The 22,213-nt window shown below is 60.2% G+C and carries 17 protein-coding genes; 13 read left to right on the forward strand and 4 right to left on the reverse strand.

What is annotated here, in order from left to right; all coding sequences use genetic code 11:
• Positions 1-10: 10 nt before the first annotated feature.
• The 3 genes from thrA to thrC are packed head-to-tail and all read left to right on the forward strand — an operon-like array spanning position 11 to position 4,694.
• Positions 11-2,470: a bifunctional aspartate kinase/homoserine dehydrogenase I gene (gene thrA, locus SSARUM_RS03085; protein ID WP_033649141.1), complete on the forward strand. Its 2,460-nt coding sequence runs from the start codon at positions 11-13 to the stop codon at positions 2,468-2,470.
• A 1-nt stretch (position 2,471) separates the two neighbouring features.
• Positions 2,472-3,401 carry a homoserine kinase gene (thrB, locus tag SSARUM_RS03090; protein WP_047569370.1) on the forward strand — a complete coding sequence of 310 codons (930 nt, stop codon included), beginning with the start codon at positions 2,472-2,474 and terminating at the stop codon, positions 3,399-3,401.
• Between the two features lie 3 nt (positions 3,402-3,404).
• Complete coding sequence (gene thrC / locus SSARUM_RS03095; RefSeq protein WP_033637047.1) at positions 3,405-4,694, forward strand: threonine synthase; 1,290 nt, start codon at positions 3,405-3,407, stop codon at positions 4,692-4,694.
• Between the two features lie 46 nt (positions 4,695-4,740).
• On the opposite strand, the gene yaaA is transcribed toward thrC, so the two are convergent.
• Positions 4,741-5,517, reverse strand: a complete 777-nt coding sequence (gene yaaA / locus SSARUM_RS03100) for a peroxide stress protein YaaA (protein ID WP_033638662.1) — start codon at positions 5,515-5,517, stop codon at positions 4,741-4,743.
• Between the two features lie 106 nt (positions 5,518-5,623).
• Entirely contained in the window at positions 5,624-7,060 is a 1,437-nt protein-coding gene (locus SSARUM_RS03105) for an alanine/glycine:cation symporter family protein (RefSeq protein WP_033637048.1), read from the reverse strand.
• 383 nt (positions 7,061-7,443) lie between these two features.
• Between SSARUM_RS03105 and tal the strand changes: the two genes are divergently transcribed.
• From tal to SSARUM_RS03120, 3 genes are all read left to right on the forward strand, one after another.
• Positions 7,444-8,397: a transaldolase gene (gene tal / locus SSARUM_RS03110; RefSeq protein ID WP_033637049.1), complete on the forward strand. Its 954-nt coding sequence runs from the start codon at positions 7,444-7,446 to the stop codon at positions 8,395-8,397.
• A 150-nt stretch (positions 8,398-8,547) separates the two neighbouring features.
• Positions 8,548-9,135: a molybdopterin adenylyltransferase gene (gene mog, locus SSARUM_RS03115; RefSeq protein ID WP_004932980.1), complete on the forward strand. Its 588-nt coding sequence runs from the start codon at positions 8,548-8,550 to the stop codon at positions 9,133-9,135.
• 124 nt (positions 9,136-9,259) lie between these two features.
• A complete protein-coding gene (locus SSARUM_RS03120; RefSeq protein ID WP_060430877.1) occupies positions 9,260-10,567 on the forward strand; it encodes an MFS transporter in 1,308 nt (435 codons plus the stop codon).
• A gap of 44 nt (positions 10,568-10,611) precedes the next feature.
• Here SSARUM_RS03120 and satP read toward each other — a convergent pair whose 3' ends face one another.
• On the reverse strand, positions 10,612-11,211 hold the full coding sequence (satP, locus tag SSARUM_RS03125) for an acetate uptake transporter (RefSeq protein ID WP_039568957.1): 600 nt from the start codon (positions 11,209-11,211) through the stop codon (positions 10,612-10,614).
• 325 nt (positions 11,212-11,536) lie between these two features.
• Here satP and dnaK point away from each other — a divergent pair, with 325 nt between their 5' ends.
• From dnaK to nhaR, 4 genes are all read left to right on the forward strand, one after another.
• Entirely contained in the window at positions 11,537-13,450 is a 1,914-nt protein-coding gene (gene dnaK, locus SSARUM_RS03130) for a molecular chaperone DnaK (RefSeq protein ID WP_004932972.1), read from the forward strand.
• Positions 13,451-13,556: 106 nt separating this feature from the next.
• Positions 13,557-14,681: a molecular chaperone DnaJ gene (gene dnaJ / locus SSARUM_RS03135; protein ID WP_033637051.1), complete on the forward strand. Its 1,125-nt coding sequence runs from the start codon at positions 13,557-13,559 to the stop codon at positions 14,679-14,681.
• Positions 14,682-14,917: 236 nt separating this feature from the next.
• A complete protein-coding gene (gene nhaA, locus SSARUM_RS03140) occupies positions 14,918-16,084 on the forward strand; it encodes a Na+/H+ antiporter NhaA (RefSeq protein WP_033649145.1) in 1,167 nt (388 codons plus the stop codon).
• Positions 16,085-16,276: 192 nt separating this feature from the next.
• Positions 16,277-17,176 (forward strand): transcriptional activator NhaR, encoded by a 900-nt coding sequence (nhaR, locus tag SSARUM_RS03145; RefSeq protein WP_004932962.1) that lies wholly within the window; start codon positions 16,277-16,279, stop codon positions 17,174-17,176.
• 71 nt (positions 17,177-17,247) lie between these two features.
• Here the strand turns inward: nhaR and rpsT are convergent, their stop codons facing one another.
• The gene (gene rpsT, locus SSARUM_RS03150) at positions 17,248-17,511 is read right to left on the reverse strand and encodes a 30S ribosomal protein S20 (RefSeq protein ID WP_004932960.1); all 264 of its coding nucleotides are present in this window, start codon (positions 17,509-17,511) and stop codon (positions 17,248-17,250) included.
• 390 nt (positions 17,512-17,901) lie between these two features.
• Here rpsT and ribF point away from each other — a divergent pair, with 390 nt between their 5' ends.
• Genes ribF through lspA form a run of 3 tightly spaced genes read left to right on the forward strand, consistent with a single transcriptional unit; the run spans position 17,902 to position 22,212 of the window.
• Positions 17,902-18,840, forward strand: a complete 939-nt coding sequence (gene ribF / locus SSARUM_RS03155; protein WP_282494244.1) for a bifunctional riboflavin kinase/FAD synthetase — start codon at positions 17,902-17,904, stop codon at positions 18,838-18,840.
• Between the two features lie 32 nt (positions 18,841-18,872).
• On the forward strand, positions 18,873-21,689 hold the full coding sequence (gene ileS, locus SSARUM_RS03160; protein WP_033649149.1) for an isoleucine--tRNA ligase: 2,817 nt from the start codon (positions 18,873-18,875) through the stop codon (positions 21,687-21,689).
• Between the two features lie 13 nt (positions 21,690-21,702).
• On the forward strand, positions 21,703-22,212 hold the full coding sequence (gene lspA, locus SSARUM_RS03165; RefSeq protein ID WP_041033196.1) for a signal peptidase II: 510 nt from the start codon (positions 21,703-21,705) through the stop codon (positions 22,210-22,212).
• Position 22,213: the final 1 nt, after the last annotated feature.

Genomic DNA, 22,213 nt, shown 5'->3' on the forward strand with positions numbered 1-22,213 from the left:
GAGATTACACATGCGAGTGCTGAAATTTGGCGGAACCTCGGTGGCGAATGCAGAACGTTTTCTGCGCGTTGCCGACATCATGGAGAGTAATGCGCGTCAGGGACAGGTAGCCACGGTCTTGTCCGCCCCCGCAAAGATCACCAACCATCTGGTGGCGATGATCGACAAAACGGTGGCGGGCCAGGACATTCTGCCAAATATCAGCGACGCCGAGCGGATCTTTGCCGATCTGCTGAGCGGCCTGGCGCAGGCGCTGCCGGGCTTTGAATACGATCGCTTGAAAGGCGTGGTCGATCAGGAGTTCGCGCAGCTCAAACAGGTGCTGCACGGCGTTTCGCTGCTGGGGCAGTGCCCGGACAGCGTGAACGCGGCGATCATCTGCCGCGGCGAAAAGCTCTCCATCGCCATCATGGAAGGGGTGTTCCGCGCCAAGGGCTACCCGGTCACGGTGATCAACCCGGTGGAGAAACTGCTGGCGCAGGGCCACTACCTGGAGTCCACGGTGGACATCGCCGAGTCCACGCTACGCATCGCCGCGGCGGCGATCCCGGCCGACCACATCGTGCTGATGGCCGGTTTCACCGCCGGTAACGACAAGGGTGAACTGGTGGTGCTGGGCCGCAACGGCTCCGACTATTCCGCCGCGGTGCTGGCCGCCTGCCTGCGCGCCGACTGTTGCGAGATCTGGACCGACGTCGACGGCGTGTATACCTGCGATCCGCGCACCGTACCGGACGCCAGGCTGCTGAAGTCGATGTCGTATCAGGAGGCGATGGAACTCTCCTATTTCGGCGCCAAAGTGCTGCACCCTCGCACCATCACGCCGATTGCCCAATTCCAAATCCCTTGCCTGATTAAAAACACCTCCAACCCGCAGGCCCCCGGCACGCTGATCGGCAAAGACAGCACCGATGACGCGATGCCGGTGAAAGGCATCACCAACCTGAACAACATGGCGATGATCAACGTCTCCGGCCCGGGCATGAAAGGCATGGTCGGCATGGCCGCGCGAGTGTTCGCCGTGATGTCGCGCGCCGGCATTTCGGTGGTGCTGATCACCCAATCCTCTTCCGAATACAGCATCAGCTTCTGCGTGCCGCAGGGCGAACTGCTGCGCGCGCGCCGCGCGCTGGAGGAGGAGTTCTATCTGGAGTTGAAAGACGGCGTGCTGGATCCGCTGGACGTGATGGAACGCCTGGCGATCATCTCGGTAGTCGGCGACGGCATGCGCACCCTGCGCGGCATCTCCGCGCGCTTCTTCTCCGCGCTGGCGCGCGCCAACATCAATATCGTCGCCATCGCCCAGGGCTCTTCCGAGCGTTCAATCTCGGTGGTGGTCAGCAATGAATCCGCCACCACCGGCGTGCGCGTCAGTCACCAGATGCTGTTCAACACCGATCAGGTGATCGAAGTGTTCGTCATCGGCGTCGGCGGCGTTGGCGGAGCGCTGATCGAGCAGATCTACCGCCAGCAGCCGTGGCTGAAGCAAAAGCATATCGACCTGCGGGTGTGCGGCATCGCCAATTCACGCGTGATGCTGACCAACGTGCACGGCATCGCGCTGGACAGCTGGCGCGACGAGCTGGCCGGCGCGCAGGAGCCGTTCAATCTCGGCCGCCTGATCCGGCTGGTGAAGGAGTATCACCTGCTGAACCCGGTGATCGTCGACTGCACTTCCAGCCAGGCGGTGGCCGATCAGTATGTGGACTTCCTGGCGGACGGTTTCCACGTGGTGACGCCGAACAAAAAGGCCAACACCTCGTCGATGAACTATTATCAGCAACTGCGCGCGGCGGCCGCCGGTTCGCACCGCAAGTTCCTCTACGACACCAACGTCGGCGCCGGTTTGCCGGTGATTGAGAACCTGCAAAACCTGCTGAACGCCGGCGATGAGCTGGTGCGCTTCTCCGGCATCCTGTCCGGCTCGCTGTCCTTTATCTTCGGCAAGCTGGACGAAGGGCTGTCGCTGTCGGCGGCGACCCTGCAGGCCCGGGCCAACGGCTACACCGAGCCGGATCCGCGCGACGATCTGTCCGGTATGGACGTGGCGCGCAAGCTGCTGATCCTGGCGCGTGAGGCCGGTTACAAGCTGGAGCTGAGCGATATCGAGGTCGAGTCGGTGCTGCCGCCGTCCTTCGACGCGTCGGGCGACGTGGATCAGTTCCTGGCGCGCCTGCCGGAGCTGGATAAAGAGTTCGCGCGCAACGTGGCCAACGCCGCCGAGCAAGGCAAGGTGCTGCGCTATGTCGGCCTGATCGACGAAGGCCGCTGCAAGGTGCGCATCGAGGCGGTGGACGGCAACGATCCGTTGTATAAAGTGAAGAACGGCGAGAACGCGCTGGCCTTCTACAGCCGCTACTATCAGCCGCTGCCGCTGGTGCTGCGCGGCTACGGCGCCGGTAACGATGTGACCGCAGCGGGCGTGTTCGCCGATCTGCTGCGCACACTGTCATGGAAGTTGGGAGTTTAATATGGTTAAGGTGTATGCACCGGCCTCGATCGGTAACGTCAGCGTCGGTTTCGATGTGCTGGGCGCGGCGGTTTCGCCGATCGACGGCACGCTGCTGGGCGACTGCGTCAGCGTAGAAGCCGCCGAGACGTTCAGTTTGCAGAATGCCGGGCGCTTCGTCAGCAAGCTGCCGGCCGAGCCGAAAGAGAACATCGTTTATCAATGCTGGGAGCGCTTCTGCCAAGAGATCGGCCGCGAAGTGCCGGTGGCGATGCGGTTGGAAAAGAACATGCCGATCGGATCGGGGCTGGGCTCCAGCGCCTGTTCGGTGGTGGCCGGGCTGATGGCGATGAACGAATTCTGCGATCGGCCGCTGGATGAGACGACGCTGCTCGGCCTGATGGGCGAGCTGGAAGGCCGCATTTCCGGCAGCGTGCATTACGATAACGTGGCGCCTTGCTACCTTGGCGGCCTGCAGCTGATGCTGGAAGAAGAAGGCATCATCAGCCAGGAGGTGCCGTGCTTCGACGATTGGCTGTGGGTCATGGCCTATCCGGGCATCAAGGTCTCCACCGCCGAAGCGCGCGCCATTTTACCCGCGCAATACCGTCGTCAGGATTGCATCAGCCACGGTCGCTATCTGGCCGGCTTTATCCATGCCTGCCACACCCGTCAGCCGCAGCTGGCCGCCAAATTGATGCAGGACGTGATCGCCGAACCGTACCGCACCCGGCTGCTGCCGGGCTTCGCCGAAGCGCGCAAGGCGGCGCAGGACATCGGCGCGCTGGCCTGCGGCATCTCCGGCTCCGGCCCGACGCTGTTCGCCGTCTGCAACGACGGCGCCACCGCGCAGCGCATGGCCGCCTGGCTGCAACAACACTATCTGCAAAACGACGAAGGTTTTGTTCATATTTGCCGTCTGGATACCGCAGGCGCTCGACTACTGGGATAACGCATGAAACTGTACAACCTTAAGGATCACAACGAGCAGGTCAGCTTCGCGCAGGCGATAAAACAAGGCCTGGGCAAGCAGCAGGGGCTGTTCTTCCCGCTGGAGCTGCCGGAGTTCGAACTGACCGAGATAGACCAGCTGCTGGAGCAGGACTTTGTCACCCGCAGCAGCCGCATTCTGTCGGCCTTTATCGGCGAAGAGGTGCCGGAAGCGGCGCTGAAGAAACGCGTGCAGGCCGCTTTTGAGTTCCCGGCGCCGGTGGCGAAAGTGACCGAAGACGTCTCCTGCCTGGAGCTGTTCCACGGCCCGACGCTGGCGTTCAAAGACTTCGGCGGCCGCTTTATGGCGCAGATGCTGGCGGAAGTGGCCGGCGATCAGCCGGTGACCATTTTGACCGCCACCTCCGGCGACACCGGCGCCGCCGTGGCGCACGCCTTCTACGGCCTGAAAAACGTCCGGGTGGTGATCCTCTATCCGCAGGGCAAAATCAGTCCGCTGCAGGAGAAGCTGTTCTGTACTCTGGGCGGCAACATTCACACCGTAGCGATCGACGGCGACTTCGATGCTTGCCAGGCGCTGGTGAAGCAGGCGTTCGACGATCGGGAATTGAAGGACGCGCTGCACCTGAACTCGGCTAACTCGATCAACATCAGCCGCTTGCTGGCGCAGATCTGCTACTACTTCGAAGCGGTGGCGCAGCTGCCGCAGGAAGCGCGCAATCAGCTGGTGATTTCGGTGCCGAGCGGCAACTTCGGCGATCTGACCGCCGGGCTGCTGGCCAAGTCGCTGGGCCTGCCGGTGAAGCGCTTTATTGCCGCCACCAACGCCAACGACACCGTGCCGCGCTTCCTGACCAGCGGCCAGTGGCAGCCGCACGCCACGGTCGCGACGCTGTCCAACGCCATGGACGTCAGCCAGCCGAACAACTGGCCGCGCGTGGAAGAGCTGTTCCGTCGTAAGGTCTGGCAGCTGAAAGAGCTGGGCCACGCGGCGGTCAGCGATGAGACCACCCGGGAAACGATGCGTGAACTGGCCGAGCTGGGTTATATCTCCGAACCGCACGCGGCCATTGCCTATCGCGCGCTGCGCGATCGGCTGCAGGAAGGGGAGTTCGGTCTGTTCCTCGGCACCGCGCACCCGGCCAAGTTTAAAGAGAGCGTAGAAGCGATCCTCGGCCAGGAGCTGCCGTTGCCGAAAGCGCTGGCGCTGCGGGCCGATCTGCCGCTGCTGTCGCACACGCTGCCGGCCGGCTTTGCCGAGCTGCGCAAGTTCCTGATGGCGCTGCCGGCCTGAGGTTCGGCAGGCTAGAATGCGAAAAGCCGTCTTGCGACGGCTTTTTTTATGCCTGCTCCGGGCGTTTGAACACCAGTTCATTGCCCTGCGAGGCGGCTTCGTCGAAGGCGTAGCCTTCCAGGTTGAAGTCCACCAGCTGCTCGCTGCGCGTCAGGCGATTTTTGATGATAAAGCGGCTCATCAACCCGCGCGCTTTCTTGGCGTAGAAGCTGATGACCTTGTACTTGCCGTTCTTCTCGTCGAGGAACACCGGTTTGATCAGCGCGCCGTGCAGTTTGGCCGGCTTCACCGCCTTGAAATACTCGTCGGACGCCAGGTTGACCACCACGTCGTCGCCCTGCTGCTCCAGCGCTTCGTTGAGTTTTTGGGTGATTTTATCGCCCCAGAAGCTGTACAGGTCTTTGCCTTTCGGGTTTTCAAGCCTGATGCCCATCTCCAGCCGGTACGGCATCATCAGATCGAGCGGGCGCAGCACGCCATACAGGCCGGACAGCATGCGCAGATGCTGCTGGGCGAAGTCGAAATCGGCTTCGCTGAAATCCTGCGCCTGCAGGCCGGTGTAAACGTCGCCCTTGAACGCCAGCAGCGCCTGACGGGCATTGTCTGGGGTAAATTTCGGCTGCCACTCGCTAAAGCGCGCGGCGTTCAGCCCGGCCAGCTTGTCGCTGATGCTCATCAGGCTGGCGATTTGCGCCGGTGTCAGCTCGCGGCAAATTTTGATCAGCTGTTTCGACTTGTCCAGCATTTCGGGCTGCGTGAATCGTTCTGTCGCCAGCGGGCTGTCGTAATCGAGAGTTTTTGCAGGGGAAATAATAACGAGCATGGCCAGATCCTGTTTATCCAAGTGCGGATACTGTAGCAAAAAGCGCGGGAAAAAGGGGCAATCGGTCCAATAGGCAGGGGCGCGCACCGCACGCGCCCCGGAAAACTCAGCGCGGCGGCTTTTGGTCGTCCCACACGCCCGGCTCCAGCTGCGACTTCAGCTCCGGATAACGGTTGGCGTCAAAGGTCGGCAGCTTGCCCAGACGGCGTTGGCGATGGTAGTCATCGGCCAGCTTAAGCGCCACCCGCGACAGCAACAGGATGGCCGTCAGGTTGGTGATGGCCATCAGCGCCATGGAGGTATCCGCCATTTTCCACACCAGCGGCAGCTCCGCCAGCGCGCCGAACATCACCATGCCCAACGCCACGCAGCGGAAAATCAGCAGGCCGCCCGGATGGTTGTGCTCGAGGAACACCAGGTTGCTCTCGGCATAGGCGTAGTTGGCGATGATCGAGGTGAAGGCGAAGAAGAAAATGGCGATGGCGACGAACGGCGCCCCCCAGCTGCCGACGGCGGTCGACAGCGCGCGCTGGGTCAGATCGATGCCGCTGATGCTGTCGGTCGGCTGATCGAGAATGCCGGAGGAGAGGATGATCGCCGCGGTGGCGCTGCAGATGACGATGGTATCGATAAACACCCCGAGCATTTGCACATAGCCCTGTGAGGCCGGATGCGGCGGATAAGGTGAAGCGGACGCCGCCGCGTTGGGCGCCGAGCCCATGCCGGCTTCGTTGGAGAACAGGCCGCGCTGCACGCCCTGGGTCATCGCTTGGGAGATGCCGTAACCGACGGCGCCGGCCGCGGCTTCCTGCAGGCCGAAGGCGCTTTTGAAGATCAGCGTCAGGATCGCCGGCATGTGTTCGATGTTATGGCCAATCACCCAGAGGGCCAGCAACAGGTAGGCGCCGGCCATCAGCGGCACCACCAGCTCGGCCACTTTGGCGATGGAGCGGATGCCGCCGAAGATCACCACGCCGCTCAGCAGCACCAGGCCGATGCCGACGTGCAGCGGCTGCAAATGGAAGGCGACGGCGGAGGCCTGCGCGATGGAGTTGGCCTGCACGGCGTTGAACACCAGGCCGAAAGCGATGATCAGGAAGATGGAGAACAGCACGCCCATCCAGCGCATGCCGAGGCCCTTTTCCATGTAGTAGGCCGGGCCGCCGCGGTAGTTGCCGTTATCGTCTTTGGTTTTGTAGAGCTGCGCCAGCGAGCTTTCCACAAATGAGGTGGCCATGCCGATAAACGCCACCACCCACATCCAGAAGATGGCGCCGGGGCCGCCGGCGGTCAGGGCGATGGCGACGCCGGTCAGGTTGCCGGTGCCGACGCGCGCCGCCAGCGTGGTGCACAGCGCCTGGAAAGAGGAGATGCCGGCGCTGTCGCTCTTATTGCTGTTTTTCAACACCGAGAACATGTGGCTGAAGTGGCGGAGCTGGATAAAGCGGGTGCGCAACGTGAAGTAGATGCCGGTGCCGAGCAGCAGATAAATCAGCACCGACCCCCACAAAATGTTGTTTATAAAATTCATCAGGTCCGTCAAGGGATCCCTCCTTTTATCGAAATTTAATGCGCACCTTGCAGCATCCACCGCAGGTGAAAAACATTGGCCTATTTTTTACAAGAGCTTAGCTGGAATCTGTCCGGCGTCAGTCGATTAAGATTTTTCGCAGATTAGCGGACGAATTGCATCAATTTTTTCGAATTTAACATAATTTATTCGGACAATAGCACGTTATTGCCTTTCCATCCGCTCGGTAATGGCGAAAGATATCGGCGTAAACGGTTGCTCGCCCAAGGATAAAACAGATGCCTGCGCGCCGCGGTTTTCCAGCCTTGCACCGGGCTTGGCGCATGTTATTATCAGGGCAGGGCATGGTTGAACAATGCCAAAAGTTCATGCACAAACGATGAGATAATGCCAACATGACCGACAAATTAACTTCCCTGCGCCAACTGACCACGGTGGTTGCAGATACGGGTGATATCGCGGCAATGAAGCTGTATCAACCGCAGGACGCCACAACCAACCCTTCGCTGATCCTCAATGCAGCCCAAATTCCTGAATACCGTAAACTGATTGACGAAGCCATCGCCTGGGCGCGCGGCCAGAGCAGCGATCGCGAGCAGCAGATCGCCGACGCCGCCGACAAGCTGGCGGTCAATATCGGTCTGGAGATCCTCAAACTGGTTCCGGGCCGCATCTCCACCGAAGTGGATGCACGCCTGTCTTACGACACCGATGCCAGCGTGGCCAAGGCCAAGCGCCTGATCAAGCTGTACAACGAAGCCGGCATCAGCAACGATCGCATTCTGATCAAACTGGCCTCGACCTGGCAGGGCATCCGCGCGGCGGAGCAGTTGGAGAAAGAAGGCATCAACTGTAACCTGACGCTGCTGTTCTCCTTCGCTCAGGCTCGCGCCTGTGCCGAAGCCGGCGTTTACCTGATCTCGCCGTTCGTCGGCCGTATCCTCGACTGGTACAAAGCCAACGGCGACAAGAAAGAGTTCGCCCCGCATGAAGATCCGGGCGTGATCTCCGTGACCGAGATTTACCAGTACTACAAACAGCACGGTTACAACACCGTGGTGATGGGCGCCAGCTTCCGTAACGTCGGCGAAATCATCGAACTGGCCGGCTGCGACCGTCTGACCATCGCCCCTGCGCTGCTGAAAGAGCTGGCGGAGAGCGAAGGCGCGCTGGAGCGCAAACTGTCTTACACCGGTGAAGTGAAGGCGCGTCCTGCCGCACTGACCGAACCTGAGTTCTACTGGCAGCACAACCAGGATCCGATGGCGGTTGAGAAACTGACCGACGGCATCCGCAAGTTCGCCGTAGACCAGGGCAAACTGGAAAAAATGATCGCCGACCTGCTGTAATTCCGGCAGATCGCGCAGTAAAAAGGTGGCTCAGGCCACCTTTTTTTATGCCCGACGCTCCCGCCGGCGGGGGAAGCCCTTATACTCTCGGCAATGACAACAGAACGGGGACGAACCCGTTCGGACCCCATCAGGCTGTAGAGGTTACGCATGGATATTTTACGTATTGGTTTGGTTTCCGTTTCCGACCGCGCTTCCGGCGGCGTTTATCAGGATAAAGGCATTCCGGCGCTGGAGGAATGGCTGAGCGGCGCGCTGGCGACGCCGTTCAAGCTGGAAACCCGGCTGATCCCCGATGAGCAGACGCAAATTGAACAGACGCTGTGCGAGCTGGTGGACGAAATGGGTTGCCATCTGGTGCTGACCACCGGCGGCACCGGGCCGGCGCGCCGCGACGTCACCCCCGACGCCACGCTGGCGATCGCCGATCGCGTGATGCCTGGCTTCGGCGAGCAAATGCGTCAGATCAGCCTACACTATGTGCCAACGGCAATTCTTTCTCGCCAGGTGGGGGCGATCCGCAAGCAGGCGCTGATCATCAACCTGCCCGGCCAGCCGAAGTCGATCAAGGAAACGCTGGAAGGGGTAAAAGATGAGCAGGGCAATGCGGTGGTGCACGGCATCTTCGCCAGCGTGCCTTATTGCATTCAACTGCTCGACGGGCCTTACGTCGAAACGCACGCCGCGGTGGTAGCAGCATTTCGGCCAAAGAGCGCGCGTCGCGAGATAAACCTCTAAATTTCAGCGTTCTGCGAGATCGGCTTCAGCCCGTCTGGTGTGAAAATAATTTGCCGCTATAGTAAGGATTCTTTTACAGAAAGCCTGCGGCTTTTATTTTTACAGCCTTTACCGACGGTGCCCTATGCCTCACGACAATAATCGCCGGCTGAACCGGCAAGACTACAAAACGCTGACGTTGGCCGCGTTGGGCGGCGCGCTGGAGTTTTACGACTTCATCATCTTCGTGTTCTTCGCCGCCGTGGTCGGCGATCTGTTCTTCCCGGCGGACATGCCGGAATGGCTGCGGCTGGTGCAAACCTTCGGCATCTTCGCCGCCGGCTATCTGGCCCGTCCGCTGGGCGGTATCGTGATGGCGCACTTTGGCGATCTGGTCGGCCGCAAAAAGATGTTTACCCTGAGCATTCTGCTGATGGCGTTGCCGACGCTGGCGATGGGCCTGCTGCCGACCTACGCCAGCATCGGCATCGCTGCGCCGCTGCTGCTGTTGTTGATGCGCGTGCTGCAGGGGGCGGCGATCGGCGGTGAGGTGCCGGGCGCCTGGGTCTTCGTCGCCGAACACGTGCCGCGCCGGCGCATCGGCTTCGCCTGCGGCACGCTGACCGCTGGGCTGACGGTGGGCATCCTGCTGGGCTCGGTGGTGGCGACGGTGATCAACACCACGCTCAGCCCGCAGAGCATTGCCGGCGGCGGCTGGCGCATTCCTTTCCTGTTGGGCGGTATGTTCGGCCTGGTGGCGATGTACCTGCGCCGCTGGCTGCAGGAAACGCCGATCTTCATCGAGATGCAGGCGCGTAAAGCGCTGGCCGAAGAGCTGCCGCTGAAGTCGGTGGTGCTCAACCACAAACGGGAGGTGGCGGTATCGATGCTGCTGACCTGGCTGCTCTCCGCCGGCATCGTGGTGGTGATCCTGATGACCCCGACCTATCTGCAAAAGCAGTTCGGCATCGCGCCGGCCTTGACGCTGCAGGCCAACAGCATCGCCACCATCATGCTGATCGCCGGCTGCATCGTCGCCGGTTTGTCGGCCGATCGCTTCGGCGCCAGCAAAACGCTGGTGGTCGGCAGCGTGCTGCTGGCCGGCTGCAGTTGGCTGTTCTATCAAACGGTGGGCGTGCGCCCGGAAATGCTGTTCGCCTGCTATGCCCTGGTGGGGTTCAGCGTAGGCGTGGTGGGGGCCGTGCCGTACGTGATGGTGCGGGCTTTCCCGGCGGAAGTGCGGTTTACCGGTATCTCGTTCTCATATAACGTCTCGTACGCTATTTTTGGCGGTCTAACCCCTATTTTTGTGACGCTGATCATGAAATTAACCCCGTTAGCACCCGCTTACTACGTGTTGGCGCTGTCGCTCATCGGGCTGCTGCTCGGCGTCTACCTGCATCGCGACCTGAACAGCGAAGCCGGGGAGCGGCGAGCCGATTCCTACAGCTAAAAAAAAGCCCTGCAATGCAGGGCTTTTTCGTCAGGGAAGGGCGATTATGCGGTGACCGGTGAGGTCGCGACGCAGGCCGGGGCCGGTTCGCCAATCGGCAGCACGGTGCGGCCGTATTGCTCGTTGAGCACTTCGGCCATCGCCAGGTAAATGGCGCTGGCGCCGCAGATGATGCCTTCATAACCGGCGAAGGTCAGCAGCGCGTGGTTGCCGGTGATGTTGCCGACGGCCAGCAGGGCGAACAGCAGCGTCAGGCTGGCGAACACGAACTGCAGTACGCGGTTGGCGCCCAGGGTGCCGAAGAACATGAACAGGGTGAATACGCCCCACAGCGCCAGGTAGATGCCCAGCACGTGCGCCTCGGTGGCCTCAGCCAGGCCCAGACGCGGCAGCAGCAGCAGGCCGACCAGGCTCAGCCAGAAGCTGCCGTAGGCGGTGAAGGCGGTCATGCCGAAGGTGTTGCCCTTCTTGTATTCCAGCAGACCGGCCAGGATCTGGGCCAGGCCACCGAAGAAAATCCCCATGCTGATGATGGCGGAGTTCAGTGGGAAAAAGCCCGCGTTGTGCAGGTTCAGCAAGACGGTGGTCATCCCGAAGCCCATCAGGCCGAGAGGGCCGGGATTCGCCAACTTGTTGGTGTGCATAAGTCCTCTGCGATAACAGAAAATTAACGGAAACAGCGAAGTAAAATAATAAATGGTCTGAATGGCCAAAAAATCGAAGTTTTCCACCAGAGCGCGCGCATCATAATGATCCCCGCAGCCGGAAACAATGATCTGAATGACGATAAAAAAAAGAAATTTTTTTCGCCTTGCCCCTTGATGCCGGATTGGATGGCCCCATCTTATTTGCAACCGCAGTTGCTAACCGCGGGTCGCACTGAGATATCGGGCAGTTGAAAAGCAAAAAATCGCCCGCATATAGGTTAGCAACCTGACTGATTATGAATTTTTTAGTGGAGACGTTTAGATGGGCAAAATTATTGGTATCGACCTGGGTACTACCAACTCTTGCGTAGCAATTATGGATGGTGCCAAGGCACGCGTGCTGGAAAACGCCGAGGGCGACCGCACCACTCCTTCTATTATCGCATATACCCAGGACGGTGAAACTCTGGTTGGCCAGCCGGCTAAGCGTCAGGCAGTGACCAACCCTGAAAACACCCTGTTCGCGATCAAGCGCCTGATCGGTCGCCGCTTCCAGGATGAAGAAGCGCAGCGCGACAAAGCGATCATGCCGTACAAAATCGTCGAAGCCGACAACGGCGACGCCTGGCTGGAAGTGAAAGGCCAGAAAATGGCTCCGCCGCAGATCTCTGCGGAAGTGCTGAAAAAAATGAAGAAAACGGCGGAAGATTACCTGGGCGAACCGGTAACTGAAGCGGTTATCACCGTACCGGCTTACTTCAACGACGCCCAGCGTCAGGCGACCAAAGACGCCGGCCGCATCGCGGGTCTGGAAGTAAAACGCATCATCAACGAACCGACCGCTGCGGCCCTGGCCTACGGCCTGGACAAAGAAGTCGGCAACCGCACCATCGCGGTTTATGACCTGGGCGGTGGTACTTTCGATATCTCCATCATCGAAATCGACGACGTTGACGGCGAAAAAACCTTCGAAGTGCTGGCGACCAACGGTGACACCCACCTGGGTGGCGAAGACTTCGACAGCCGTCTGATCAACTACCTGGTGGAAGAGTTCAAGAAAGATCAGGGTATCGATCTGCGCAACGATCCGCTGGCGATGCAGCGCCTGAAAGAAGCCGCTGAGAAAGCGAAGATCGAACTGTCTTCCGCTCAGCAGACCGACGTTAACCTGCCGTACATCACTGCAGACGCGACCGGTCCAAAACACATGAACATCAAAGTGACTCGCGCCAAACTCGAGTCGCTGGTTGAAGATCTGGTTGCGCGCTCTATCGAGCCGCTGAAAGTGGCGCTGAAAGACGCAGGCCTGTCGGTTTCCGACATTCAGGACGTGATCCTGGTGGGCGGCCAGACCCGTATGCCAATGGTGCAGAAGAAAGTCGCAGACTTCTTCGGCAAAGAACCGCGTAAAGACGTGAACCCGGACGAAGCGGTTGCCGTGGGCGCGGCGGTACAGGGCGGCGTGTTGGCCGGTGATGTGAAGGACGTTCTGCTGCTGGACGTAACCCCGCTGTCGCTGGGTATCGAAACCATGGGCAGCGTGATGACGCCGCTGATCACCAAAAACACCACGATCCCGACCAAGCACAGCCAGGTGTTCTCTACCGCTGAAGACAACCAGTCTGCGGTAACCATCCATGTGCTGCAGGGTGAGCGTAAGCGCGCCAGCGATAACAAATCTCTGGGCCAGTTCAACCTGGACGGCATCCAGGCGGCACCGCGCGGCATGGCGCAGATCGAAGTGACCTTCGATATCGATGCCGACGGCATCCTGCACGTGTCTGCCAAAGACAAGAACACCGGCCGTGAGCAGAAGATCACCATCAAGGCATCTTCTGGCCTGAACGAAGACGAAATCCAGAAAATGGTGCGCGACGCCGAGCTGAACGCTGAAGCCGACCGCAAGTTCGAAGAGCTGGTGCAGACGCGTAACCAGGCGGATCACCTGATCCACGGCACGCGCAAGCAGCTGGAAGAAGCGGGCGACAAACTGCCGGCGGAAGACAAAACGGCGATCGAAGCGGCGCTGAAAGATCTGGAAGCGGCGGTGAAAGGCGAAGACAAAGCCGAGATCGAAGCGAAGACTCAGGCTCTGGTGCAGGTTTCCGGCAAACTGCTGGAAATGGCTCAGGCGCAGCAGGCTCAGCAGGGTGCTGACGCCGGCGCGGACAACGCGGCGCAGAAAGACGACGACGTGGTTGACGCCGAGTTCGAAGAAGTTAAAGACAAAAAATAATCGCCCTTAAGCGGGCACGGGGCGGCCGAGGTGCCGTTCCCGGAAACCAGCACGGGCGTCGAGGCAACTCTGCGCCCGTGCACGCATGTTAAGGGTAAGCAAAAGAATGGCGAAGAAAGACTATTACGAGATTCTCGGCGTCAGCAAGACGGCGGATGAACGTGAGATCAAAAAGGCGTACAAACGCCTGGCGATGAAATACCATCCTGACCGCAACCAGGAACAAGACGCCGAAATCAAGTTTAAAGAAGTTAAAGAAGCTTACGAAGTCCTGACCGACGACCAGAAACGCGCGGCCTACGACCAGTATGGGCACGCGGCCTTTGAACAGGGCGGCATGGGCGGCGGCGGCTTTGGCGGCGGTGCCGACTTCAGCGATATCTTTGGCGACGTGTTTGGCGACATCTTCGGCGGAGGCCGCCGTCAGCGCGCCAGCCGCGGTTCCGATCTGCGCTATAACATGGAGCTGACCCTCGAGGAAGCGGTACGTGGCGTCACCAAAGAGATCCGCATCCCGACGCTGGAAGAGTGCGACGTCTGCCACGGCAGCGGCGCCAAGCCGGGCAGCTCGCCGGTGACCTGCCCAACCTGTCACGGCCAGGGCCAGGTGCAGATGCGCCAGGGCTTCTTCACCGTACAGCAGGCGTGTCCGCACTGCCATGGCCGCGGTCAGATCATCAAAGATCCGTGCAACAAGTGCCACGGCCACGGCCGGGTAGAGAAATCCAAAACGCTGTCGGTGAAAATTCCGGCCGGCGTCGATACCGGCGACCGCATCCGCCTGGCGGGTGAAGGCGAAGCCGGCGAGCACGGCGCACCGGCGGGCGATCTGTACGTTCAGGTGCAGGTGAAGGCGCACCCGATCTTCGAGCGTGAAGGCAATAACCTGTACTGTGAAGTGCCGATCAACTTCGCCATGGCGGCGCTGGGCGGCGAGATTGAAGTGCCGACGCTGGACGGCCGGGTGAAACTGAAGGTGCCTTCGGAGACCCAAACCGGCAAGCTGTTCCGCATGCGCGGCAAGGGTGTGAAATCGGTGCGTGGCGGCAGCCAGGGCGACCTGCTGTGCCGCGTGGTGGTGGAAACCCCGGTCAATCTGAACGACAAGCAGAAGCAGCTGCTGCGTGAGCTGGAAGAGAGCCTGGGTGGCCCGTCCGGCGACAAGAACAGCCCGCGTTCGAAGAGCTTCTTCGACGGGGTGAAAAAGTTCTTTGACGATCTGACTCGCTAACCTGCTGTTTCTGTTGGTTTATGTTCTAACCCCGGGCGTTTGTCCCGGGGTTTTTATTTGCACGCCATGCCCCTAATTCCCTATAAATAATGTGACTTATTCGTGCTTTTGATCGGTTTTATCGAGCTATTTAGCATTTATAAACTTATTTTTTCGAACTAAAACGCCCTCTATACTCACTTCATGACTGTGGTTTGCAGGGCGCTACGCCCTGCACAGATTTGGAGAGACGTACTGTGACCAATATCATTCGTCAATTTTTACGTCAGGAAGCTGCGGGCGGCATCATTCTGATCGCGGCGGCAATCGTCGCCCTGATCATGGCCAACACCCCGGCGCAGGGGATCTATCAGGCATTCCTTAACCTGCCGGTGATGGTGAAGATCGCTTCGCTGGAGATCGCCAAGCCGCTGCTGCTGTGGATCAACGATGGCCTGATGGCCATCTTCTTCCTGGTGGTGGGGCTGGAGGTCAAGCGCGAGTTGATGCAAGGCTCGCTGTCCGGGCGCGACAAGGCGGTGTTTCCGGCGATCGCCGCGCTGGGGGGCATGCTGGCGCCGGCGCTGATTTACCTGCTGTTCAACGGCGCGGATGAAGTCACCCGCCAGGGCTGGGCGATCCCGGCCGCGACCGATATCGCCTTCGCGCTGGGCGTAATGGCGCTGCTGGGCAACCGGGTGCCGACCAGCCTGAAAGTGTTCCTGCTGGCGTTGGCGATCATCGATGACCTGGGCGTGATTATCATCATCGCGCTGTTCTACACCCACGAAGTGTCGATGGTGGCGCTGGGCGTGGCGGCGGCGGCGACGGTGCTATTGGCGGTAATGAACTGGCGTGGCGTGGGTAAAACCTCGCTGTATATGATGGTCGGCCTGGTGTTGTGGGTAGCGATCCTCAAGTCCGGGGTGCATGCGACGCTGGCCGGGGTGATCGTCGGCTTTATGATCCCGCTGAACGTGAAGAAGGGGCCGTCGCCGTCGGAAACGCTGGAACATGAGCTGCACCCCTGGGTTGCGTTTATGATCCTGCCGCTGTTCGCTTTCGCCAACGCCGGGGTTTCTTTGCAGGGCGTATCGCTGGAAGGATTGACGTCGCTGCTGCCGGTTGGGATTGCGGCCGGCCTGTTTATCGGTAAGCCGCTGGGGATTTTCCTCTTCAGCCTGCTGGCGGTGAAAATGGGCATCGCCCGTTTGCCTGAAGGCATCGGCTTCAAACAGGTGTTTGCCGTTTCGGTGCTCTGCGGCATTGGTTTCACCATGTCGATTTTTATCGCCTCGCTGGCGTTCGGCGATGCGGATGCGGCGCTCAGCACCTATTCCCGCCTGGGGATCTTGTTGGGCTCCACCGCTGCGGCGGTGGTAGGGTATGGATTGCTGCGTCTGGCGTTGCCGCGCGTACGTTAATCCTGAATGTGCCCGGTAAGGGCACATAATAAAATGGCTGGTCGGAGCTGCACGGTATAAAATATGTGCAGCTTCGGCCGTTGTTCGTTGGGACTAATGGGGCTATACGTTGTCTGAAGCAGGGAAAGGAAGTTTGTCGCTCGTCACGGCACACCGTTTGCCGCTGCGAAACGTTGTTAAGGAGAGCCGCTCGTGAGGATGTCGCATATCAACTTTAATCACCTTTACTATTTCTGGCAGGTCTGCAAGGCCGGTTCCGTGGTCGGTGCCGCCGAAGCGTTGTTTCTGACGCCGCAGACCATCACCGGCCAGATCAAAGCGCTGGAAGAGCGGTTGGACGGCAAGCTGTTCAAACGCCAGGGGCGCGGGTTGGTGCCTTCGGAGCTGGGGCAACTGGTGTTTCGTTATGCCGACAAGATGTTTATGCTCAGCCAGGAAATGCTGGATATCGTCAACTACCGCAAAGAGTCGAATCTGCTGTTCGACGTCGGCGTGGCCGATGCGCTGTCGAAGCGCCTGGTCAGCCAGGTATTGGAAACGGCGGTGGTGGTGGACAACGAACAGATCCACCTGCGTTGCTTTGAATCGACGCACGAGATGCTGCTGGAGCAGCTCAGCCAGCACAAGCTGGATATGATCCTGTCGGATTGTCCGGTGGACTCCAGCCAGCAGGAAGGGCTGTTCTCGCTGAAGCTGGGCGAGTGCGGCATCAGCTTCTTCTGCCGCCAGCCGGCGCCGGAGCTGCCGTTCCCGGCTTGTCTGGAGCAGCGCAAACTGCTGATCCCCGGCCGCCGCTCGATGCTGGGGCGCAAGCTGCTCAACTGGTTCAATACGCAGGGCATTCAGGTGGAGATCCTGGGCGAGTTCGACGATGCGGCGCTGATGAAGGCCTTCGGCATGTATCACAATGCGATTTTCGTGGCGCCGACGTTGTATGCGCAGGATACCTACAACGATGACAACGTGGTGGAGATTGGGCGCATCGACAGCGTGCAGGAGGAGTATTACATCATCTTCGCCGAGCGCATGATCCAGCATCCGGCGGTGCAGCGCGTGTGCAACAAAGATTTTTCTGCGCTGTTTTCCTGCTAGCGGTTCACTGAACGCAGGACGTAAAAAAACCGGCCTGAGCCGGTTTTTTTATCAAGCAGATAACGAAATGCTTATTGCATTGCGTTGATGCGTGCAGTCAGGTTTGACTTATGACGCGCTGCTTTGTTTTTGTGGATCAGGCCTTTAGCTGCCTGACGGTCCACCAGGGGCTGCATTACCAGGAATGCATTTTGTGCTGCTTCTTTGTCGCCAGCTGCGATAGCTGCGTCTACCTTCTTGATGAAGGTACGCACCATTGAGCGACGGCTTGCGTTATGCTTGCGGCGTTTCTCAGACTGTACGGCGCGTTTCTTAGCTGATTTGATATTAGCCAAGGTCCAACTCCCAAATATATTCTATTGAGGACAATTCAAAGGCCGAGGAATATGCCCTTTTAGCCTTCGTTTGTCAATGGATTTGTGCAAATAAGCGCCGTTTGTACAGGCGGCACTCGCTACGTTGTGATGGCGCAGGATTTTACCAGCTTCGCTCTTGGGAATACAGTGTTTCGCGAGAAAATTCGCCAATGTTTTGCCGCGGCGGGCGCAAGCCGTTGGCTGCGGTCGAGAATCGGCCCGGCGGCGCCGGATAAACTGCGGCGAAGCCGTTTCACGCGCAGATTATCTCCGGTATGGTGTGTCTATTACATAAAGGCACCAATCGCGGGTTAACCTTACCGGCTGTACAAGGTATAATCCGCCGATTTCCACTGTTTTGAGCCAGCTATGGAGCTAATTCGCGGCATTCACAATATCCGGGCGCGCCACCATGGTTGCGTGCTCACCATCGGCAACTTTGACGGCGTGCATCGCGGTCATCAGGCGTTGCTGGAGCAGTTGAAGCAACAAGGGCAACGCCTCGGGCTGCCGGTGATGGTCATGATCTTTGAGCCGCAGCCGCTGGAGATGTTCGCCGCAGACAAGGCGCCGGCCCGCTTGACGCGCCTGCGCGACAAGGCCAACTACCTGGCGCAGGCGGGCGTCGATTACCTGCTCTGCGTCAAGTTCGATCCGCGTTTTGCCGCCAACACCGCGCAGGCGTTCGTCGCCGAGCTGCTGGTGGAAAAGCTGGGCGTCAAATTCCTGATGGTGGGGGATGATTTTCGCTTTGGCGCCGGGCGCCAGGGCGATTTTCCGCTATTGCAGCAGGCCGAAAAAGAGTACGGCTTCGAGGTGGTCAGCACCCCGACCTTCCGCGAAGGCGATCGGCGCATCAGCAGCACCGCGATCCGCACCGCGCTGAGCGAGGACGATCTGCCGCTGGCGGAGACCCTGCTGGGCCACCCGTACAGCATCTCCGGGCGCGTGGTGCATGGCGACGAGCTGGGCCGCACCATCGGCTTCCCGACCGCCAACCTGCCGCTCAAGCGCCTGGTGGCGCCGGTGAAAGGGGTGTATGCGGTGGAAGTGTACGGCCTGGGGCCGCAGCCGCTGCCGGGCGTGGCCAATATCGGTACGCGCCCGACCGTCGCCGGCGTGCGCCAGCAGCTGGAAGTGCATCTGCTGGATGTCACAATGGATCTTTACGGGCGCCATATTGAGGTGGTGCTCCGCGCAAAATTGCGCAATGAACAGCGGTTTGCTTCGCTCGATGCCCTGAAGCAGCAAATCGCCAATGATGTGGTGACGGCCCGGAAGTTCTTCGGGCTACAGACACCGGTTTAATCTCTATAGCCGAAAACGGAACCGAGAATCTAATGAGTGACTACAAGAATACCCTGAACTTGCCGGAAACAGGGTTCCCGATGCGCGGCGATCTCGCCAAGCGCGAACCTGGCATGCTGCAACGTTGGTATGAACAGGATCTGTACGGGATTATTCGTACTGCCAAAAAGGGCAAAAAAACCTTCATTTTGCATGACGGCCCTCCGTATGCGAACGGCAGCATTCACATTGGTCACTCGGTTAACAAGATTCTCAAAGACATTATCATCAAGTCGAAAGGGATGGCCGGCTTCGACTCGCCTTATGTGCCGGGTTGGGACTGCCACGGCCTGCCGATCGAACTGAAGGTTGAACAGCTGTACGGCAAGCCGGGCGAGAAGCTGACGGCGGCCGAGTTCCGCCAGAAGTGCCGCGAGTACGCGGCCGAACAGGTTGAAGGCCAGAAAAAGGACTTCATCCGCCTGGGCGTGCTGGGCGACTGGGATCGTCCGTACCTGACCATGGACTTCAAAACCGAAGCCAACATCATCCGCGCGCTGGGCAAGATCATCAGCAACGGCCACCTGCTGAAAGGCGCCAAGCCGGTTCACTGGTGCACCGACTGCGGATCGTCGCTGGCGGAAGCGGAAGTGGAGTATTACGACAAGACTTCGCCGTCGATCGACGTGACTTTCCATGCGGCCGACGCGGCTGCCGTGGCGGCCAAGTTCGGCGTGAGCAACTTCAGCGGCGCCATCTCCCTGGTTATCTGGACCACCACCCCGTGGACACTGCCGGCCAACCGCGCGATCTCGCTGCACCCGGACTTCACCTATCAGCTGGTGCAGGTTGACGGCCAGTGCCTGATCCTGGCGGCCGAATTGGTGGAAAGCGTGATGAAACGCGCCGGCATCACCGAATGGACGGTGCTGGGCAGCTGCAAAGGCGCCGATCTGGAGCTGCTGCGCTTCAAACACCCGTTTATGGGCTTCGACGTGCCGGCCATTATGGGCGAGCACGTGACGCTGGACGCCGGTACCGGTGCGGTGCATACCGCAGGTGGCCACGGTCCGGATGACTTCGTCATCAGCCAAAAATACGGTCTGGAGATCGCCAACCCGGTAGGGCCGAACGGCTGCTACCTGACCGGTACCCATCCGCTGCTGGACGGCAAGTTCGTCTTCAAGGCCAACGATCTGATCGTCGACCTGCTGCGTGAGAAAGGTGCGCTGCTGCACGTCGAGAAGTTCCTGCACAGCTACCCGTGCTGCTGGCGCCACAAGACGCCGATCATCTTCCGCGCCACGCCGCAATGGTTCATCAGCATGGATCAGAAAGGCCTGCGTCAGCAGTCGCTGGAAGAGATCAAAGGCGTGCAGTGGATCCCGGATTGGGGCCAGGCGCGCATCGAAATGATGGTGGCCAACCGCCCGGACTGGTGCATCTCGCGTCAGCGCACCTGGGGCGTGCCGATGTCGCTGTTCGTGCATAAAGAAACCGAGCAGCTGCACCCGCGCAGCGTTGAGCTGATGGAAGAAGTGGCCAAGCGCGTCGAGCAAGACGGCATTCAGGCCTGGTGGGATCTGGACGCGGCCGACATCCTCGGCGCGGACGCCGCCGACTACGTGAAAGTGCCGGATACGCTGGACGTGTGGTTCGACTCCGGTTCCACCCACGCTTCGGTGGTCGACGTGCGTCCTGAGTTCCACGGCCACAGCGCCGACATGTATCTGGAAGGCTCCGACCAACACCGCGGCTGGTTCATGTCATCGCTGATGATCTCCACCGCGATGAAAGGCAAGGCGCCTTATAAAGAAGTGCTGACCCACGGCTTCACCGTTGACGGCCAGGGCCGCAAGATGTCCAAGTCGATCGGCAACACCGTCAGCCCGCAGGACGTGATGAACAAGCTGGGCGGCGACATTCTGCGTCTGTGGGTGGCGTCGACCGATTACACCGGCGAGATTGCGGTGTCCGACGAGATCCTCAAGCGTTCCGCCGACTCTTATCGCCGCATCCGCAACACCGCGCGCTTCCTGCTGGCCAACCTGAACGGGTTCGAGCCGAGCACCGATTGCGTGGCGCCGGAAGACATGGTGGTGCTGGATCGCTGGGCGGTCGGCCGTGCGCTGGCGGCGCAGCAGGATATCGAGCAGGCTTACGCCAACTACGATTTCCATGAAGTGGTGCAGCGTCTGATGCAGTTCTGCTCGGTCGAGATGGGCTCCTTCTACCTGGATATCATCAAGGATCGTCAGTACACCGCGAAGAGCGACAGCGTCGCCCGCCGCAGCTGCCAGACCGCGCTGTATCACATCGTGGAAGCGCTGGTGCGCTGGATGGCGCCGATCATGTCGTTCACTGCGGACGAGATCTGGGGCTTCATGCCGGGCAAGCGCGCGCAGTACGTGTTCACCGAAGAGTGGTACGACGGCCTGTTCGGGCTGGCGGAAGGCGAGCCGATGAACGACGCTTTCTGGGCGGAGCTGCTGAAAGTGCGCGGCGAAGTGAACAAGGTGCTGGAGCAGGCGCGTGCCGACAAACGCCTCGGCGGTTCGCTGGAAGCGGCGGTAACGCTGTATGCCGACAGCGAGCTGGCGGCGCGCCTGAACAGCCTGCAGGATGAGCTGCGCTTCGTGCTGCTGACCTCTGCGGCAAGCGTGGCGCCATTGGCGGAGGCGCCGGCCGACGCGCAGGCTTCCGAGCTGCTGAAAGGGCTGAAGATCGCCTTCAGCACGGCACCGGGTGAGAAGTGCCCGCGCTGCTGGCATTACACCACCGATATCGGCCTGGTGGCGGAGCACGCAGACATCTGCGGCCGCTGTGTGAGCAACGTCGCCGGTGACGGCGAGAAGCGTAACTTTGCCTGAGAACTCGCGCCTGATGAGTAAATCAATTTGTTCGACCGGCCTGCGTTGGCTGTGGGTTGTGGTGGCGGTGCTGGCGCTGGATTTCGGCAGCAAGCAGTGGATCCTCGCTAACTTTACGCTGGGGCAGTCCCAGCCGTTGATCCCGTCGTTCAACCTGTTTTACGCGCGCAACTACGGCGCCGCGTTCAGCTTCCTCGCCGATCACGGCGGCTGGCAGCGCTGGTTCTTCGCCGGCATCGCCATCGCCATCGTTGCGGTGCTGCTGGTGATGATGTACCGCAGTGCGGCGCAGCAGAAGCTGAACAACATCGCCTACGCCTTTATCATCGGCGGGGCGCTGGGCAATCTGTTCGACCGCCTGTGGCACGGTTTCGTGGTCGATTTCATCGACTTCTACGTCGGTGACTGGCACTACCCGACCTTCAATCTGGCGGACAGCTTTATCTGCGTGGGCGCGGCGATGATCGTGCTGGAAGGTTTCCTGTCGCCGGCGAACAAAAGCGCAAAGAGTAAAGGTGAGTAAT

It is taken from the genome of Serratia sarumanii (assembly GCF_029962605.1).
Taxonomy (GTDB): Bacteria; Pseudomonadota; Gammaproteobacteria; order Enterobacterales; family Enterobacteriaceae; genus Serratia; species Serratia sarumanii.

Bases quoted from the DNA above. Each gene is read 5' to 3' on its own strand.
- SSARUM_RS03120 (WP_060430877.1), top strand. From the start codon at position 9,260: ATGCCTCACGACAATAATCGCCGGCTGAACCGGCAAGACTACAAAACG.
- satP (WP_039568957.1), bottom strand. From the start codon at position 11,211: ATGCACACCAACAAGTTGGCGAATCCCGGCCCTCTCGGCCTGATGGGC.
- mog (WP_004932980.1), top strand. From the start codon at position 8,548: ATGGATATTTTACGTATTGGTTTGGTTTCCGTTTCCGACCGCGCTTCC.
- ileS (WP_033649149.1), top strand. From the start codon at position 18,873: ATGAGTGACTACAAGAATACCCTGAACTTGCCGGAAACAGGGTTCCCG.
- tal (WP_033637049.1), top strand. From the start codon at position 7,444: ATGACCGACAAATTAACTTCCCTGCGCCAACTGACCACGGTGGTTGCA.
- dnaK (WP_004932972.1), top strand. From the start codon at position 11,537: ATGGGCAAAATTATTGGTATCGACCTGGGTACTACCAACTCTTGCGTA.
- dnaJ (WP_033637051.1), top strand. From the start codon at position 13,557: ATGGCGAAGAAAGACTATTACGAGATTCTCGGCGTCAGCAAGACGGCG.
- thrB (WP_047569370.1), top strand. From the start codon at position 2,472: ATGGTTAAGGTGTATGCACCGGCCTCGATCGGTAACGTCAGCGTCGGT.
- ribF (WP_282494244.1), top strand. From the start codon at position 17,902: ATGGAGCTAATTCGCGGCATTCACAATATCCGGGCGCGCCACCATGGT.
- yaaA (WP_033638662.1), bottom strand. From the start codon at position 5,517: ATGCTCGTTATTATTTCCCCTGCAAAAACTCTCGATTACGACAGCCCG.
- thrA (WP_033649141.1), top strand. From the start codon at position 11: ATGCGAGTGCTGAAATTTGGCGGAACCTCGGTGGCGAATGCAGAACGT.
- lspA (WP_041033196.1), top strand. From the start codon at position 21,703: ATGAGTAAATCAATTTGTTCGACCGGCCTGCGTTGGCTGTGGGTTGTG.
- thrC (WP_033637047.1), top strand. From the start codon at position 3,405: ATGAAACTGTACAACCTTAAGGATCACAACGAGCAGGTCAGCTTCGCG.